The sequence below is a fragment of the Flavonifractor sp. An306 genome, from assembly GCF_002159455.1.
Taxonomy (GTDB): domain Bacteria; phylum Bacillota; class Clostridia; order Oscillospirales; family Oscillospiraceae; genus Flavonifractor.
In genome coordinates, this window is record NZ_NFIQ01000003.1 from 15,014 (window position 1) to 31,392 (window position 16,379).

11 protein-coding genes and 1 pseudogene are annotated in these 16,379 nt (G+C 63.8%); 7 read left to right on the forward strand and 5 right to left on the reverse strand.

Annotated elements, in window-relative coordinates; genetic code table 11:
- The first annotated feature begins 16 nt into the window (after nt 1-16).
- From dnaG to B5F88_RS01215, 7 genes are all read left to right on the forward strand, one after another.
- Nucleotides 17-1,798 carry a DNA primase gene (gene dnaG / locus B5F88_RS01185; protein ID WP_087341174.1) on the forward strand — a complete coding sequence of 594 codons (1,782 nt, stop codon included), beginning with the start codon at nt 17-19 and terminating at the stop codon, nt 1,796-1,798.
- 4 nt (nt 1,799-1,802) lie between these two features.
- On the forward strand, nt 1,803-3,137 hold the full coding sequence (gene rpoD / locus B5F88_RS01190) for an RNA polymerase sigma factor RpoD (RefSeq protein WP_204246179.1): 1,335 nt from the start codon (nt 1,803-1,805) through the stop codon (nt 3,135-3,137).
- A gap of 100 nt (nt 3,138-3,237) precedes the next feature.
- Nucleotides 3,238-3,765, forward strand: coding sequence for a sigma-70 family RNA polymerase sigma factor (locus tag B5F88_RS01195; RefSeq protein ID WP_087341175.1), 528 nt, complete (start codon nt 3,238-3,240; stop codon nt 3,763-3,765).
- A gap of 1 nt (nt 3,766) precedes the next feature.
- Complete coding sequence (locus B5F88_RS01200; protein ID WP_087341176.1) at nt 3,767-4,504, forward strand: hypothetical protein; 738 nt, start codon at nt 3,767-3,769, stop codon at nt 4,502-4,504.
- Nucleotides 4,491-5,345 (forward strand): ABC transporter ATP-binding protein, encoded by an 855-nt coding sequence (locus tag B5F88_RS01205; RefSeq protein WP_087341177.1) that lies wholly within the window; start codon nt 4,491-4,493, stop codon nt 5,343-5,345. Before B5F88_RS01200 ends, B5F88_RS01205 begins: the two co-directional genes overlap by 14 nt.
- Nucleotides 5,342-6,490 carry a hypothetical protein gene (locus tag B5F88_RS01210; RefSeq protein WP_087341178.1) on the forward strand — a complete coding sequence of 383 codons (1,149 nt, stop codon included), beginning with the start codon at nt 5,342-5,344 and terminating at the stop codon, nt 6,488-6,490. Before B5F88_RS01205 ends, B5F88_RS01210 begins: the two co-directional genes overlap by 4 nt.
- Complete coding sequence (locus tag B5F88_RS01215) at nt 6,491-7,666, forward strand: hypothetical protein (RefSeq protein WP_087341179.1); 1,176 nt, start codon at nt 6,491-6,493, stop codon at nt 7,664-7,666.
- 53 nt (nt 7,667-7,719) lie between these two features.
- On the opposite strand, the gene B5F88_RS01220 is transcribed toward B5F88_RS01215, so the two are convergent.
- The 5 genes and pseudogenes from B5F88_RS01220 to B5F88_RS01240 form a co-directional block, all read right to left on the reverse strand.
- Nucleotides 7,720-9,510 carry a Na/Pi cotransporter family protein gene (locus B5F88_RS01220; protein ID WP_087341216.1) on the reverse strand — a complete coding sequence of 597 codons (1,791 nt, stop codon included), beginning with the start codon at nt 9,508-9,510 and terminating at the stop codon, nt 7,720-7,722.
- Nucleotides 9,511-9,660: 150 nt separating this feature from the next.
- Nucleotides 9,661-11,090, reverse strand: a pseudogene (locus B5F88_RS01225) (MATE family efflux transporter).
- Nucleotides 11,091-11,241: 151 nt separating this feature from the next.
- Nucleotides 11,242-13,347 (reverse strand): S-layer homology domain-containing protein, encoded by a 2,106-nt coding sequence (locus tag B5F88_RS01230; RefSeq protein WP_087341180.1) that lies wholly within the window; start codon nt 13,345-13,347, stop codon nt 11,242-11,244.
- 158 nt (nt 13,348-13,505) lie between these two features.
- Nucleotides 13,506-16,037: a heavy metal translocating P-type ATPase gene (locus tag B5F88_RS01235; protein WP_087341181.1), complete on the reverse strand. Its 2,532-nt coding sequence runs from the start codon at nt 16,035-16,037 to the stop codon at nt 13,506-13,508.
- 30 nt (nt 16,038-16,067) lie between these two features.
- The gene (locus tag B5F88_RS01240) at nt 16,068-16,331 is read right to left on the reverse strand and encodes a metal-sensing transcriptional repressor (RefSeq protein ID WP_087341182.1); all 264 of its coding nucleotides are present in this window, start codon (nt 16,329-16,331) and stop codon (nt 16,068-16,070) included.
- Nucleotides 16,332-16,379 lie beyond the last annotated feature (48 nt).

Here is a 16,379-nt window from a genome sequence, read left to right on the forward strand (position 1 = left end):
GGAAGGAGGGTATGGCTTGGCCATCCCGGAACAATTCATTGACGAGCTGGTGGCCCGCAGCGACATTGCCGACGTGGTATCCTCCTATGTGCATCTCACCAAGAAGGGGAGCAACCTGTGGGGGCTGTGTCCCTTCCACAGCGAAAAGACCCCCTCCTTTTCCGTCTCGCCGGAGAAGCAGATCTATCACTGCTTCGGCTGCGGCAAGGGGGGCGGGGTGATCTCCTTTGTGATGGAGATGGAAAACCTGCCCTTTCCCGACGCGGTGCGGCTGCTGGCCCAGCGGGCGGGGCTGGAGGTGCCGGACACCGGCACCGACGAGGCGGTCCGGAAAAAGCGGGCCAGAGCGCTGGAGGCCAACAGGCAGGCGGCCCGGTTTTACTACGACTATCTCAACAGCCCCGGGGGTCAGCGGGTGCGGGACTATATCGCCCAGCGGCAGATTACCCACCGCTTTGCCGTCCGCTTCGGACTGGGGGCGGCCCCGGACAGCTGGGATGAGTTGACCCGGGCCCTCACCGCTCAGGGGTTCAGCAAGATGGAGCTTATCGACGCTGGTCTGGCGGTGGCCGGAAAAAACGGCGGCGTGTACGATAAATTCCGCTCCCGCCTCATGCTCCCCGTCATCGACGTGCGGGGGGAGGTGGTGGGCTTTACCAGCCGGATCCTGCCGGGGGAGGAGGGGGCCAAGTACCTGAATACCCCGGAGACCATCGTGTTCCACAAGGGCCGACTGATCTACGCCCTCAACCTGGCCAAGAATACCAAGCGGCCCAATCTGGTGCTGGTGGAGGGCAACATCGATGTCATCACCCTGCACCAGGCGGGCTTTGACAATGTGGTGGCCACCATGGGCACCGCCCTCACCGAGGAGCACGCCCGGATCCTGGCCCGGTATACCAAGGAGCTGGTGCTGTGCTACGACAACGACGCGGCGGGGAAGCAGTCCACCCAGCGGGTGCTGAACATCCTGAAAAATGCCCAGCTCAACGTGCGGGTGCTCCAGCTGCCCAACGCCTATGACAGCGAGGGCAAGCCCCTGAAGCAGGACCCGGACGACTTTATCAAGCGGTTTGGTCCGGCGGCCTTTGAGAAGTGCCTCAATGACAGCGCGGGACAGAACGACTACCGGCTGGGGGATCTGATGAGCCGCCACGACCTGAGCCAGGAGGAGGGCCGTCTGGCCTATCTGAAAGAGGCGGTAGGGATCGTGGCCGCCCTCCAGAGCCCCATTGAGCGGGAGATCTATGGCAACAAGGCCGCCGCCGCGGCGGGGATCTCCGGCCAGGCCTTTGCCCAGGAGGTGGAGCGGTTCCGCAAAAACCGGACCTGGCAGGCCAAGAAGCGGCAGGAGCGCCGGGACCTGACCCCCGCGGTCCGGGTCCAGCCCAGAGAGCGGGAGCTGCGGTACGACAACGTGCGCTCCGCCCGGGCGGAGGAGGGGGTGCTGCGGCTGCTGCTGCTGGAGCCGGCCCTGTTCCCGTCGGTGGAGCGGCTGGAGCCGGAGCAGTTTTCCGCCCCGGCCCTGGCGAAGATCTACGGCCTGCTGCGCCAACGCCACCGGGAGGGGCGCAGCGTTCAGCTGGCCTCTCTGGCGGGGGAGCTGACGCCGGAGGAAATGAGCCGTCTGGTGGAAATTATGGAACAGCCCGAGCGCCTGTCCAACAGCGGGCAGGCCCTGGGGGACTACATAGAGATCATAGAAACAGAAGCGCTGAAGCGGGGCGGGTCGGCAGAAGACCCTCTGCTGGCCGCGCGGGAGAAATTCAGAGAGAAAAAAGCGTATGATGGAGGATAGCCGCATGAGTGAGAAAAAGACCACCGGCAAGAAGGTACACACCCTGACGCTGGAGGATCAGAGCAAGCTGGCCCGGGAAAATGCCAGGAAGATGGAGCAGGGCAAGATCGAGGTCATGAAGGTGGTAGAGGGGGTCCAGGGGTCCGAGAAGCTGGCGGAGCTCATTGAGCGGGGCAAGAAGAACGGCAAGCTGTCGGCCAGCGAGCTGATGGACGTGCTGGAGAATCTGGACCTGGAAAGCGAGCAGATGGACAAGATCTACGATACCCTGGAGAACCTGGGTATCGACACGGTGGGCGACGACTATCTGCCCGAGCTGGCCGACGACGTAATGCCTCCTCTGGAGGAGCTCAACGAGATTGAGGAGCTGCCCGAGGAGGAGATGGTGGACCCCAACACCCTGGTGGACTCCTTCAGCATCGACGACCCGGTGCGCATGTACCTGAAGGAGATCGGCAAGGTCAATCTGCTCACTCCCGACGAGGAGGTGCAGCTGGCCCAGGACATGGGGGCCGGCGACGCCGCCAAGGAGCAGCTGGCCGAGCTGGAGGAGGATGACAGCATCACCCTCTCCGACGAGGAGCTGAAGGAGCTCCGCCGCCTGGTGAAGCGGGGCGAGGCCGCCAAGCAGCGCTTGGCGGAGGCCAACCTCCGTCTGGTGGTGTCCATTGCCAAGCGGTATGTGGGCCGTGGCATGCTGTTCCTGGACCTGATCCAGGAGGGCAACCTGGGCCTCATCAAGGCGGTGGAGAAGTTCGACTACACCAAGGGCTACAAGTTCTCCACCTACGCCACCTGGTGGATCCGGCAGGCCATTACCCGTGCCATCGCCGACCAGGCCCGCACCATCCGCATCCCGGTCCATATGGTGGAGACCATCAACAAGGTCATCCGGGTCTCCCGTCAGCTGCTCCAGGAGCTGGGCCACGACCCCACGCCGGAGGAGATCGCCGAGGAGATGAGCATGCCGGTGGACAAGGTGCGGGAGATTTTGAAGATCGCCCAGGAGCCGGTCTCTCTGGAGACCCCCATCGGTGAGGAGGAGGACTCCCACCTGGGAGACTTCATCCCCGACGAGGACGCCTCCGAGCCCTCTGAGGCCGCCTCCTTCACCCTGCTGAAGGAGCAGCTGGTGGATGTGCTGGGCACCCTGACCCCCAGGGAGGAGAAGGTGCTCAAGCTCCGCTTCGGTATTGAGGACGGCCGCACCCGCACCCTGGAGGAAGTGGGCAAGGAATTCAACGTCACCCGGGAGCGCATCCGTCAGATCGAGGCAAAGGCCCTGCGGAAGCTGCGCCACCCCTCCCGCTCCAAGAAGCTGAAGGACTTTTTGAACTGAGTACAGCAACGGCCCCGGCGGAAAAATCCGCCGGGGCCGTTTTTTTCTGAAACGATGGGCCATCCTCAGACGAATATAGGATAAGAAGGGCGGTGAGGCAGTGGAGGAGGAGCAAAAATGGATTCGGGAGATCCAGCGCCGGGGCTCCCGGCAGGCCGCCGACAGGCTGGTCCAGGCCTACTACGACGAGATCTACCGCTTTGCCTACCGGCAGACGGGGCATAAGGAGGACGCCATGGACCTGACCCAGACCATCTTCCTGGCGGTACTCCGGGCTCTGCCCAGCTTTGACAGCCAGAAAGCCTCCTTCCGCACCTGGCTGTACCGCATCGCCGCCCATAAGGCGGTGGACGGCCGGCGGAAGGTCCGGGGGGACATTGTGCCCCTGGAGGACGGGGAAACGCCGGATACTGCCGACTTTGCCGCCCAGATCCAGGACCGGGACCTGCTGGACCGGCTGGAGGAGTATGTCTCCCGCCTGGACCCGGATACCCAGGCGGTGTACCGCCTGCGGCTCTACGGAGAGCGCACCTTTCCCGAAATCGCCGCCGCCCTGGGCCAGCCGGAGGCGGCGGTAAAAACCCGATACTACCGGCTGATGGCCCGGCTGAGAAAGGAGTTTGGCTGATATGAGAGACTGGAAGGAAGAAATGCCCGCCCGATGGGAGCGGGAGGCGGCCATCTCCGCCATTTTGGACCGGGGCCTGGTCCCCAGGCCGGGGCTGGCGGAGATCCTTCGCTCCGCCCTGGACGCCCGGGTGCTCTTTTTCGGGGTGGTTGACTGCATTTTTCTGAGCATCCTGGCGGCGGCGCTGCTGCTGATCCCGCTGCTGGCCGCCGCCCTTCAGCTGCTGTCCCCGGCTCCCGCCCTCTTTCTGGCCTCCCCGGCGCTGTACGCCCTGCTGCTGGGCCTCACCGCCTGGAAGGAGGCCCAGTCCGGCCTGCTGGACTGGAAGCGGAGCTGCCGGCTGTCCCTCCAGGTGGTGGCCGCCCTGCGGATGGTGGTGTTCGGCGGCGGCTCGGTGCTGGTGTGTGTGCCGGTGAATCTGTGGCTGTGGAGGGCCAGAGGGGGCGAGCTGCCCCTGAGCTGGATGCTGGGGGTGTCCCTGTCCAGCCTGTTCCTCTACGGCCTGCTGTCCCTGCTTTGCCTGGAACGACGGGGACGGGGGCGGCTGATTGCACCGCCGGCCATCTGGGCGGCCCTGGGGGGGCTGCTGCTGATATGGGACGGGGCCTCGGATTGGCTGGCCGCCCTGCCGGGGGCGGTGTTCCTGGCCCTGGCCGGAGCCGCCCTGGCGCTGTACCTGTTGGAATTGAGACGGTTCTGCCTGGGGCAGAGGAGAGGAGAAGGCTATGCTTTCAGTTGAACATGTGACCAAGCGCTATGGGACGTTTACCGCTCTGGAGGACGTGAATCTGGCCTTTGAGCCGGGGGTGTACGGCCTGCTGGCCCCCAACGGGGCGGGCAAGACCACCCTCATCAAGCTGCTGGCCACCCTGCTCTTTCCCACGGAGGGGCGGATCCTGTGGGACGGGGAGGACATCCATACCCTGGGGGCGGAGTACCGGGGCTTGCTGGGCTATCTGCCCCAGGATTTCGGCTTTTACCCCTCCTACACCGCCCGGCAGTTCCTCCGCTACGCCGCCGCCCTCCAGTGCCTGCCCAAAGGGGAGGCGGAGGGGCGCATTACGAAACTGCTGGACACTGTGGGCCTGGCCGACGCGGCGGATAAGAAGCTGAAAACCTTCTCCGGCGGCATGCGCCAGCGTGTGGGTATCGCCGTTGCCATGCTCATAGACCCCAGACTGCTGCTGCTGGACGAGCCCACCGCCGGGCTGGATCCCCGGGAGCGGGTGCGGTTCCGCAACCTGATCCACGCCCTGGCCGCCGACCGCATCGTGATTCTGTCTACCCACATCGTCTCGGACATCGAGACCATCGCCGGGCAGATTGTCCTGTTCAAAGACCACAGGCTCTACTGCTGCGACAGCCCCGCCCGCATCTGCGCCCAGTGGAAGGGCAAGGTGTGGCAGGTGCCGGCGGGAACCGCCCTGGGGCCGGATCAGCTGGTTCTCAGTGAGGGCCAGAGCGAGGCGGGGCCGGTGCTGCGGGTGCTGAGCGACACGCCCCCGGCGGGGGCCATCCCCGTGACGCCCGGCCTGGAGGACGCCTTCCTGGCCATCTACCGGGAGGAGGGGCGGGCATGAGGCTGGCGGTGTGGGAGTGGCGGAAGCAGTTCCGCCTGCCCGCCCTGTGGGTGTTCGTGGGGCTGTGCCTGGTGTTCAACGGCCTGCTGCTGGCCGGTCCCTCCGCCCAGGATCGGGCCTTCTTCAACGACACCTCGGCGGACGCCTCCCTCCTGGGCCAGCGGGTGGACGTGGAGTTCCTGGCGGGTCTGGACACCCTTCCGGACACCGAGAACCGGGCGCTTCTGCGCCTTTCTGTAACAGGGCTGGAGAACACTCTGGAGGGCTACGACACCGGGGAGCTGACCGACTTTTACCAGAATCTGATGGAGGGGGACCCCCTGGCTCAGAGCTGGATGGCCTGGAAGTACGATCTGCTCCAGGCCCGGGTGGATCACCTGGCCCAGACCGGCGCGGCCCTGGACCTGTACGCGGGCCCCATCACCTATAACAGCCATCAGTATCTCTACGACACCCTGTTCCGGGCCGTTGTGGCCGAGAGCATCTTATTGGGCCTGCTGTGCGCCCTCTATCTGGTGGGGTATGAGGGCATGAGCGGCACCCGATCCCTGACCTGCGCCAGCCGAACAGGACGAAGGCTGTGGCGAAGCAAGACTCTGGCCGCTCTGGCCGCCGCTTTGGGGCTGTATGCCCTGCTGGCGCTGCTCACTCTGGGGCCCTATCTGCTCCTGTGGGACTACGGCGGTATCTGGTCAGCCAGCGTGTCCAGCCAGTTCAACTATTTGGTGGATATGCTCTACTCCCGCCCCTTCCTCACCTGGGCGGATTTCACTGTGGGGAGCTATTTTGCCGCCATGGTGGTGGCCGGAGGGGCGCTGGTAGCGGTCTTTACCCTGATCGGAACCGTGGCGGGCCTGCTGGTCGGGAATACTTACGGGGCGGCCATCGCGGCGGCGGCCCTGTGCGCTCTGATAATCGGCCTGTCCTCTCTCCTGGTCAACAGCCTGGGCCTGTGGTGGGCCTATCTGCTCACCACCTTTTCCCCGGCCCATCTGTGGCTGGCCATCAACGGCTGGTTCACCGAACTGGGGCAGGGAGGGCTGGTGCCCTGGCAGGAGACAGTGGGTCTGACCCTCAACCTGCTGGTGTGGGGCGGCTTTACCCTGCTGGCCCTGAGGCGGTTCGGAAGAAAGGACGTGGCGTGAATGGCTCTGCTGAAATGGGAACTGAAAAAAATCTGGCGGCCCGGCCTGCTGCTGGCCATCGCCCTTATCGGCCTTGTGTTTTATGACGCGCGGCCCGGATTTTATCTGGAACACTTCTGGAATGCAAGCGACTTGCGGCTCTCCGCCGGCTGGCTGGAAGCCTACGGCACCACCATGGAGCCGGAGGAGCGGGCTCAGCTGGACGGCCAGCTGGCGGAGCTGGAGGCGGAGTTCGCCCAACAGGTAGCGGAGATCCCCGGCGCGGCGGAGGCGGGGATCTCCGATTATGAGAGTTACCTGGACTGGGATGCGGCCCACCAAACTGGCCTGACAGAGGAAGATCACCAACTGGGCTTTGCGTTCTACTCCAATACCAATATGAACATGGTGGAGTCGCTGATGGAGTTTATGGAGAACTATGACACCCTGGCGGAGGGGGAGGAGCCGGAGATCTGGGGCGGCTGGGTGGGGGAGTATTCTCCTGCCCACCAGCCCAGCATCCGGCGGGTGGAGGAAGTGAGAGCAGCGGGTGTTTTCGGGTTCCTGCCCTCAGCCGCCATCAACTCCGCTGACAACTTCTTTCACTACTTCGCCATCTGGTGCGTATTCAGCGCGGTGCTGCTGCTCTCTCCCACTCTGGTGCGGGACGCCCTCCGCCGCACCAGAGCCATGCAGTGGACTTCCCGCCGGGGACGGGGGGTGCTGAACGCCCAGATGGGGGCGGCCCTGCTGTCCGGGGTGCTGCTCACTCTGCTCAACTGCGCCGTCTATCTGGGCCCCTTCCTGGCAACCGGCGCCCTGCGGTTTTGGGACTGCTCCCTGGTCAGCGTATGGAACGCTGAATTTCCCTGGTTCGACTGGACCTACGGCCAGTATCTGCTGGCCCTGCTGGGGCTCACCTTTCTGCTGACCCTGGCGGCCTCCGGGTTCACGGTGGTGCTCTCCCAGTTCAGTGCCAGCTATGTGGCGATGCTCCTCAAGGCCATTCCCCTGATCTTCGTGCTGTGCTGGGGCGTGGTGCCCTGGCTTATGGCGGGGGCGGGGCTGTTCTCCGGCCGCCCCGTCCGGCTCACCGGCCTGCCGGGCACGGAGTTTATCTGCGTGGTTTTGGTCGTTCTGCTGGCCCTGGCGCTGTGCGTCCTGACCCTCCGCCGCCAGCGGCGTGCGGAACTGTAGACAGGTAGACCATGCCCCGGCTCGATTGCATCGAGCCGGGGCATGGTTTTGTTTTATGGGTCCACAGGACTTTGAGCGATGGGTGTAAAATACTTTTCCCGGTACTGGCCAAACAGCCGGTCAAACTCCGGGTTGGAGCCGCCGTGGTGGAGATCCCGCATATAGGCGTGGGTGTCAATGCGGATTTTGTCATCCTTGGAGGCAGTCTGACGCACGATGCGCAGGGCCACGTTGGAGCAGTGGTCGGAGATGCGCTCCAGGTTGATAAGCAGTTCCAGGAATTGGGTGCCCAGTTCTACCGTACAGGCTCCAGTTTTCAGCCGCTCCACATGGCGGTTCTTCAAGGTGTCGGCCATCAGGTCAACCACCTCTTCCAGCGGCTCCACCTGGACGGCCAGTACACGCTGGCGGCTCTGGTAGCAGGCGATGGTCTTGTCCAGGGTCTCGCCCACGGCAGCGGTGAGCTGTTCCAGCTCGCCCTTGGCCTCGGGGGAGAAGGAGATCCCCCGGTTGTAGAGCACCGTGGCGCTCTCCGAAACATTGACGGCATAGTCGCCGATGCGCTCAAAGTCGGACAGGGTGTGGAGCAGCTCGGATACCTTGGTACTCTCCTCCTGGGTGAGAGCCCGGTCGGTGAGCTTGACCAGGTAGTTGTCCAGCAGCTCCTCCAGCTTGTCCAGCGCCACCTCGGTTTCGTTGAGCCGTTCCAGTTTTTTGGGGTCGTACTTGTTCAGCAGCTCTACCGACAGCAGGAAATTGTCCCGGGAGAACTCGCCCATCTGCACCACCGCGTCGTGGGCCTTTTCCAGGGCCAGGGAGGGGGAGGACAGGAACCGGTCGTCCAGCACGGACAGCTCCCGCTCCTCCGCGTCGCCGGGGACCACCAGCTTGACCAGCTTGACCAGCTGGCGGTTGAAGGGGAGCAGCAGCGCGGTGCAGGCCACATTGAAGGCCAGGTGCAGGTTGGCAATGGAATTCATGCTCATGGTGTTGGCCCAGAAGGGGAAGTGGAACAGGGCGTTGCCCGCGTAGAGCACCACCAGGAAAAAGACGGACCCGATGATATTGAAGAACAGATGGATCATGGCGGTGCGCTTGGCGTTGCGGGAGGCGCCGATAGAGGAGATAAGGGCGGTAATGCAGGTGCCGATGTTCTGGCCCATGATCAGCGGCATGGCGATATGGAAGGTGACCACGCCGGTGGTGCTGATGGCCTGCAGGATGCCCATGGAGGCGGAGGAGGACTGGAGCAGGGCGGTGATCAGCGCTCCTACCGCCACGCCCAGGAAGGGGTTGGAGAAGGCGGTGAACACCGCCTGGAACTCCGGCAGCTCCTGCAGGGGGGCCACCGCGGTGGACATGGTGTTCATGCCGATAAACAGCAGGCCCAGACCCAGGATAATCTGCCCGATGGTCTGTTTGTGTCCGCCTTTGATGAACATATAAAAGACAATGCCGATCACGGCCAGGATGGGCCCCAGGAAGGAGGGCTTGAGGAACATCAGCACGATGTTGTCCGAGGAGATATCCCCCAAACTGAGCAGCTGGGCGGTAACGGTAGTGCCGATATTGGCGCCCATGATGATACCCACCGTCTGCTCCAGCTTCATGATGCCGGCGTTGACGAAGCCCACGCACATGACGGTGGTGGCCGCCGAGCTCTGGATGAGACCGGTAACCACGGCGCCCAGCAGCACGCCCTTCAGCACGTTGCTGGTCAGCCGCTCCAGAATCTGTTCCAGCCGTCCGCTGGACAGCTTTTCCAGACCGTCGGTCATGGTGGACATACCAAACAGGAAGGTGGCCACAGCGCCCAATACGGCGATGATATTCCCTAATTCCACAATACTCCCCCAAATCCGGCCCACGGCCAAGGGTTTGTCTCTGTACGGACTACACGTTATTTTTATTATATCGCTCCAGCCTGACTTCGTAAATGGCGGTGGAGGTTTTTCGGGAAATTTGGCGGTTATGCCAAAAGTGGAAGGAGATTTTTAGATGAAATTTTTATGCGGAACAGCGGAGGGACCGGGGGTCCGGCGCAGGGAGCGGTAGGTGCGTGCGAGGACCACGGCGGAGAATAGGAAGGTGAGCAGGTCGGACACCGGCATGGAGTACAGCACGCCATCCAGCCCGAAAAAGCGGGGGAGCAGCAGAGAAAAGCCCACGCCGAAGACGACCTCCCGCACCATGGACAAAGCGGTGGAGAGAAAGGATTTGCCCAGGGCCTGCAGATAGATGAAGGCGGCCTTGTTTACGGTGGCCAGCACCATCATACACAGATAGACCCGGAAACAGCGCACGGCGAACTGGGTGTAGTAGGGGCTTTCGTTGGCCGCGCCGAACAGGCCGATGAGCGGTTGGGGGAAGAGCTCCACCACCAGCAGAGCGGCAAATCCTACCGCCGCCTCCGCCGCCAGCAGGCGGGTCAAAAGGCCGGCGGCCCGATCCCGGCGCTCCGCCCCCAGGTTGTAGCCAATGATGGGGATACACCCCGCCGCCATACCCACGGCCACCGAAATGACGATCTGGAAAAATTTCATCACGATGCCCAGCACCGCCAAGGGGATTTGGGCGTACTGGCTCTGGGAGAAAATGGGGTCCAGCCCGCCGTATTTCAGGGTCATGTTCTGCATGGCGGCCATGGCGGCCACCAGGGAGATCTGGGAGAGAAAGCTGCAGATGCCCAGGGGGATGTAGCGCTTGACCAGGGAACCGTGGAAACGGAAGCAGGAGCCCTCCAGACGGACGGATTTCATATGGCGCAGATACCAGACGGACAGTAGGGCGGTGAGGATCTGGCCCAGAATAGTGGCCAGAGCGGCCCCCATCATGCCCCAGCGGAAGCCGAAGATAAACACTGGGTCCAGAATCAGATTGACCACCGCCCCCGCCAGGGTGGAGGCCATGGCAAACCTGGGACTGCCGTCGGAGCGGATGATGGGATTCATGGCCTGCCCAAACATATAGAAGGGGATGCCCAGGGTGATCCAGAAGAAGTATTCCCGGGCACAGGCATAGGTCTCCGGGTGACCTGGCCGCCGAACAGGGTCAGAATCTGCTGGGAGAAGAGCAGATAACACACAGTCAGGATGACGCCCAGCAGTATGCTGAGCAGGACGGCGCTGCCGATGCTGTTTCGGGCCCGTTGAGTCTGGCCGGAGCCCAGGCTGATGCTGACAAAGGCGCAGCAGCCGTCACCGATCATCACCGCCAGAGCCAGTGCCACCACTGTCAGGGGAAACACCACCGTATTGGCGGCGTTGCCGTAGGAGCCCAGATAGCTGGCGTTGGCAATGAAGATTTGATCCACGATGTTGTACAGGGCGGCCACCAATAGGGAGATGATACAGGGAATGGCGTACCGCCGCATCAGCCTGCCGATAGGCTCCGTGATCAGATAGCTGTTGGACTGTTCCTGCATGGGATGCAGCCTCCTTATTTGTCAGATAAAGAAAAAGCGTGTGGCCGAAAGCTGGATTTATGCCTTCGGCCACACGCTGTATCTTTATTATAAGGAAGTCGCGGCCCTTTTTCAAAGGGCGTTTTTCACAAAACTGAGGCGGTTTTCTCCGTCAGTCTGCGCTGGGCGCAATGGTATAGCCGCTCAGGTCAATGGTAAAGGTGCAGGTAGCCACCACATTGTCCTGGCCGCCGTCGCTCTCCAGGAAGTGCAGGGTGTACTGGTAGAGGCCGTCGTCGGTCATCACATACTGACCCTCCTGCTGGGTGGCAAACACGGCGCCCCACTTGAAGAAATAGTGGGTGCTGTCCTTGGTCCACCAGCCGGAGCCGGACTGGGCGTCGGTCTCGCTGGAGATGCTCCAGGTGTTGAGGGCCCCGCCGTTGATGGAGCGGGCGATCTTGTCGAACTTCAGGGTGCCGTCTCCCAAGGCCTGGGGCACGGCGTAATAGACGGTGTACTCGCCGCCGCCGCCCATACCCTGGACCTGCTCCTGGCTCAGCTCGCCGGAGCCGCCGCTCTGCACCAGGGCGGTGCTGGCGTCAAAGGACAGACCTTCGGCGGAGGACTCCACCCCGGCGGGCAGCTCGTGGGTGGACACCGTCACGCCCTCCAGCTCCACAGCGGGGGTCTTGACCCCGGACAGGTCCACCTCATACCGGACAGGCTCGCTCTCCTCGCCCCACTGGAGGGTAATGTGGGTCTTGGGGGAGATGGAGCTGGCGTTGATGAAAAACACCGCGTACTTGCCCTCCCCGATGTCGGGGTTCTCGGTCAGCTCGGCGCTGTTGTCAGCGGTGGGGGAGGACTGGGTGGAGAAGGTGTAGCGGAAGGTCTCCTCGGCATACCCCTCGGGGGCCTCAAAGGCCACGCCTACCCAGGCGCCCTTGCCGGCTCCTTCGCTCTGGTGGATGGGCACCACGTCGTCGGTAGACAGGGCAATGCGGACGAAATCCTCGCCCTCCTTCTGGGTGGCCTGAGCGGTGACGGCGGGCAGCTCCTCCAGGGAGCCCTCGTGATCCACGGGGCGTACCCCCAGGATGCCGGAGACGGGCTTGTCCTCCTGGCTGCCGCCGGAGCCACCAGAGCCGCCCTGATCGCCGTCCTCAGAGCCGGTGACCTCATCCCCCTCGCTGTTGGTGGGGGGAGTCACGCCCTCGGCCACCTCCACGGAGGCGGGGCGGTTGCCGTCAATAACCACCTGGTCGGCCTGGACCCGGGCGGTGGAGATCACGCCCTGGTTGTCCACCTTTACGGCGGAGCGGGCGGTCAGGGTGTCCACGGAGGCGCCGTCGGCCACCGACACGGAGCAGTCCGCCCCGTCCACAGACAGCAGGGACACCTGGCAGTCAGCCCCCAGCTCCAGGGTGTTCTCCCCGCCGGCCAGATTCAGCTCGCCTTCCACTTTCACGCCGTCCAGGGAAAGGGCTGCGCCATTGGCGTCCACCAGCAGGTCGCCGTCCAGGGTGCTGTCCTTCACCGTCAGGTCGCCTGCGGCGGGAGCGGCCAGCACGTTGCCGTGGATCTGGGCGTTTTCCACCGTCACATTGGGGGCGGCCACCAGCAGGATGCCGTTGACCTCGCCGGTGATCACCGCGCCCTCCTCCTGGACGTACTGGGCCACGGAGTTATTGAGAATGGTGACGATGGAGCCACGGGTAATCTCCCGGTTCAGGGCCAGCTGGCCGCCGCCCACGCCATGGATGATACCCGCCTGGGCCATGGCGTCGATGTACCCGGCGGCCCAGTCGGCGGCCTGGTCGCCGTCTACAAACTCGCTCAGGTCGGGGTCCTGGCTGGGAGTCATCCGGATGGCCCGGGCGTACAGGACGGTGGCCCGCTGGCGGTCCATGGGCTCAGTGGCCCGGCAGTTTTTGCCGTCGCCCTGCAGGATACCGGCGGCGGTCAGGCGCAGGATGTAAGGGGCATACCACTCGTCCCCCTTCAGGTCGGCGTAGGGGTTGTCCACGGTCTCGGTATAGCCCAGGGTGCGGCAGAGCAGGGCCGCGAACTCGCCCACGGTCATGGCGTCGTCGGGACGCATGCCCCGGACGTCGCCCTCTACGATGCCGTAGCCGTGCCAACGCTCAAAGGCGGCCTGACTCCAGTGGCCGTCCAGTTCGGGCAGACTGGAGGTCTGCCGGGCGGCTGCGGCCGTTGGGACGGTCAGGGAGGCGGTGAGGGCCAGGGAAAGCAGGGCTGCGGGAATTTTACGCATGATGGTTCTCCTTTTTGTGCAAGTTTGCCCGAAAAAAGGGACTCCCGTAGGGGAGCCCCTTCCGCCGTCCGATCACAGCGGTCAACCGGGCTGTGAGGATAGCATACCGGATAGATGGGAAATTTGCAATGCAAAGGATCTGCCAGGTGAGGGAAGATTTACGAGATGGAAACCACCTCATAGCCCGCCTGAACCACAGCGTCTTTCAGCACATCGTCGCTCACCGGGGCGTCCAGAGTGACGGTGGCGGTCTTGGCCTCCAGATTCACGGTGGCGGAGACCCCGTCCAGAGCGTTGAGGGCCTTCTCCACGTGGGCCTGGCAGTGGGCGCACATCATACCTTCAATTACCATTGTCTTTGTCATAAGCTCGCTTCCTTTCTCGGTTTGGGGTGGATTGCCGGGAGCAGGGGAGGGGACCCGATGCTCCGGCTGGAAAAATTTAAGCCGCAGCGCGTTGGTGACCACGCATACAGAGCTCATGCTCATGGCGGCGGCGGCAAACATGGGGGAGAGCTGGAGGTGGAACAGGGGATACCACACACCGGCGGCCAGGGGAATGCCGATGATGTTGTAGATAAAGGCCCAGAACAGGTTTTCCTTGATGTTCCGGATTACCTTCTTGGACAGCTTTACGGCGGTCACCGCGTCCAGCAGGTCGCTCTTCATCAGCACGATATCTGCCGACTCGATGGCCACGTCGGTGCCCGCTCCGATGGCGATGCCCACATCGGCCCGGGCCAGGGCGGGGGCGTCGTTGATGCCGTCTCCCACCATAGCCACCCGCTTGCCCTGGGCCTGGAGCTCCGCCACGGTTTTCTCCTTGTCCTGGGGCAGTACCTCGGCGATGACCCGGTCCACATTCAGGGCCTTGCCCACCGCCTCGGCGGTGCGGCGGTTATCGCCGGTGAGCATGATCACGTCGATGCCCATGGCCTGGAATCCGGCCACTGCCTCGGCGCTGGTGGGCTTGGGGGTGTCGGCCACCGCCACAATGCCCAGCAGCTTGCCGCTCTCGGCAAAGAACAGGGGGGTCTTGCCCTCCTGGGCCAGAGCCTCCGCCTGGGCGGCGAAGGGGCCCAGCCCAATCCCTGCCTCCTCCAGCATGGCCCGGTTGCCCGCCAGCACGGGAGCGCCGTGGAGGGTAGCGGAGATCCCCCGGCCGGGAGTGGCCAGAAAGTCCGCCACCTGTACCAGGGGGATGTTCCGCTGCCGGGTCTCTGCCAGGATGGCCTCCGCCAGAGGGTGCTCGGAGGGCTGCTCCAGGGAGGCGGCTACGCACAACAGCTCCTCCTCCGTCACCCCCTCCGCCATCCGGCAGTCAGTGACCACCGGCTTGCCCTGGGTGAGGGTACCCGTTTTGTCCAGCACCACCGCCCCGATGGTGTGCAGGGTCTCCAAAGCCTCGGCGGACTTGATCAGGATGCCGTTTTCCGCCCCCTTGCCGGTGCCCACCATAATGGCCACCGGGGTGGCCAGCCCCAGGGCGCAGGGGCAGGAGATTACCAGCACCGCCACCCCGGCGGTGAGAGCCCGGGTGATGTCCCCGCCGGTGGCCAGCAGCCACACGATGGCGGTGATCACAGCAATGGCGATGACAGTGGGGACGAAGATACCCGCCACCTTGTCGGCCAGCTTGGCGATGGGGGCCTTGGAGGAGGCGGCCTCCTCCACCAGACGGATCATCTGGGCCAGGGTTGTGTCCTCGCCCACCCGCAGGGCCCGGAAGGTAAAGGAGCCGGACTTGTTGATGGAGGCGGCGGCCACCTTGTCCCCCGGCCCCTTCTCCACCGGCAGGGATTCGCCGGTGAGGGCGGACTCGTCCACGGAGGAGCGGCCCTCGGTTACCACCCCGTCCACCGGGATCCGGCCGCCGGGGCGTACCACCACCAGCTCATCCACCCGCACCTCCTCCACTGGGATCTCCACCTCGGCCCCGTCCCGGAGCACCGTGGCGGTCTTGGGGGCCAGATCCATCAGCCGGGTGATGGCCTGGCTGGTTTTGCCCTTGGAACGGGTCTCCAGCCATTTGCCCAGGGTGATGAGGGTGAGGATCATGCCCGCCGACTCAAAGTACAGGTCCATGGACCAGCGGTCCACCCGGGCCTGATCCCCGTGGCCCAGGCCCCAGGCGATCTGGAACAGGGCGGCGATGCCGTAGACCATGGCGGCGGCGGAGCCCAGAGCGATGAGAGAGTCCATATTGGGAGCCTGGCGCCACAGGGATTTGAAGCCCACCTTGTAGTATTTGTCGTTGATGTAGAGGATGGGCAGGGTGAGCAGGAACTGGAGAAAGGCCACCACAAACACATTGCCCGGGTCGTGGAAGAAGGCGGGCAGGGGCCAGCCCATCATATGGCCCATGGACAGGTAGAACAGGGGCACCAGAAAGACCAGAGAGGCGCAGAACCGCCGCTTCATTCCAGCGGCCTCCTCCTCCATCAGGTTTTCCTGGCGGACCGGGGCGGCTGCGGCGGACGCCTGGGGCAGGGAGGCCCCATAGCCCGCCTCCTCTACCGCCTGAATGATGCGGGCGGCATCGGTGGCCCCCTCCTGGTACTCCACCAGCATGGAGTTGCCTAGCAGGTTCACATTGACCTGGTCCACACCGGCCAGGTGACACACCGCCTTTTCCACGTGGGCGGAGCAGGCGGAACAGGTCATGCCGGTGACGTTGAATTTTTGCTTCATGGTCTCACCAGACTTTCTAACGGAAACAGGTTACTTCAAAATGCGGCCCAGGGTCTGGACGAATTCGTCGATCTTGGCGCTCCGCTCCTCCGGAGAGGCGGCCTCCTGGACACAGTGTTTCAGGTGGGCCGCCAGGATCTCCTTGTTGGCCCGGTTGAGAATGGCCTCGGTGGCCATCAGCTGCTGTGAAATGTCGATGCAATACCGGTTTTCTTCCACCATTTTCAAAATACCGTCCATCTGTCCCCGGGCGGTTTTCAGCAGACGCAGGATGGTTTTGGTATCTGCCATCATAGAGTAACACCCCCCTGGGGTGTAGTATACGACAAGGCACAAAAAAAG

What these genes read in the sequence shown, in the direction of transcription:
- B5F88_RS01240 (WP_087341182.1), bottom strand. Translation starts at nt 16,331, where the DNA reads ATGATGGCAGATACCAAAACCATCCTGCGTCTGCTGAAAACCGCCCGG.
- B5F88_RS01210 (WP_087341178.1), top strand. Translation starts at nt 5,342, where the DNA reads ATGAGGCTGGCGGTGTGGGAGTGGCGGAAGCAGTTCCGCCTGCCCGCC.
- B5F88_RS01215 (WP_087341179.1), top strand. Translation starts at nt 6,491, where the DNA reads ATGGCTCTGCTGAAATGGGAACTGAAAAAAATCTGGCGGCCCGGCCTG.
- B5F88_RS01235 (WP_087341181.1), bottom strand. Translation starts at nt 16,037, where the DNA reads ATGAAGCAAAAATTCAACGTCACCGGCATGACCTGTTCCGCCTGCTCC.
- B5F88_RS01230 (WP_087341180.1), bottom strand. Translation starts at nt 13,347, where the DNA reads ATGCGTAAAATTCCCGCAGCCCTGCTTTCCCTGGCCCTCACCGCCTCC.
- B5F88_RS01200 (WP_087341176.1), top strand. Translation starts at nt 3,767, where the DNA reads ATGAGAGACTGGAAGGAAGAAATGCCCGCCCGATGGGAGCGGGAGGCG.
- B5F88_RS01205 (WP_087341177.1), top strand. Translation starts at nt 4,491, where the DNA reads ATGCTTTCAGTTGAACATGTGACCAAGCGCTATGGGACGTTTACCGCT.
- rpoD (WP_204246179.1), top strand. Translation starts at nt 1,803, where the DNA reads ATGAGTGAGAAAAAGACCACCGGCAAGAAGGTACACACCCTGACGCTG.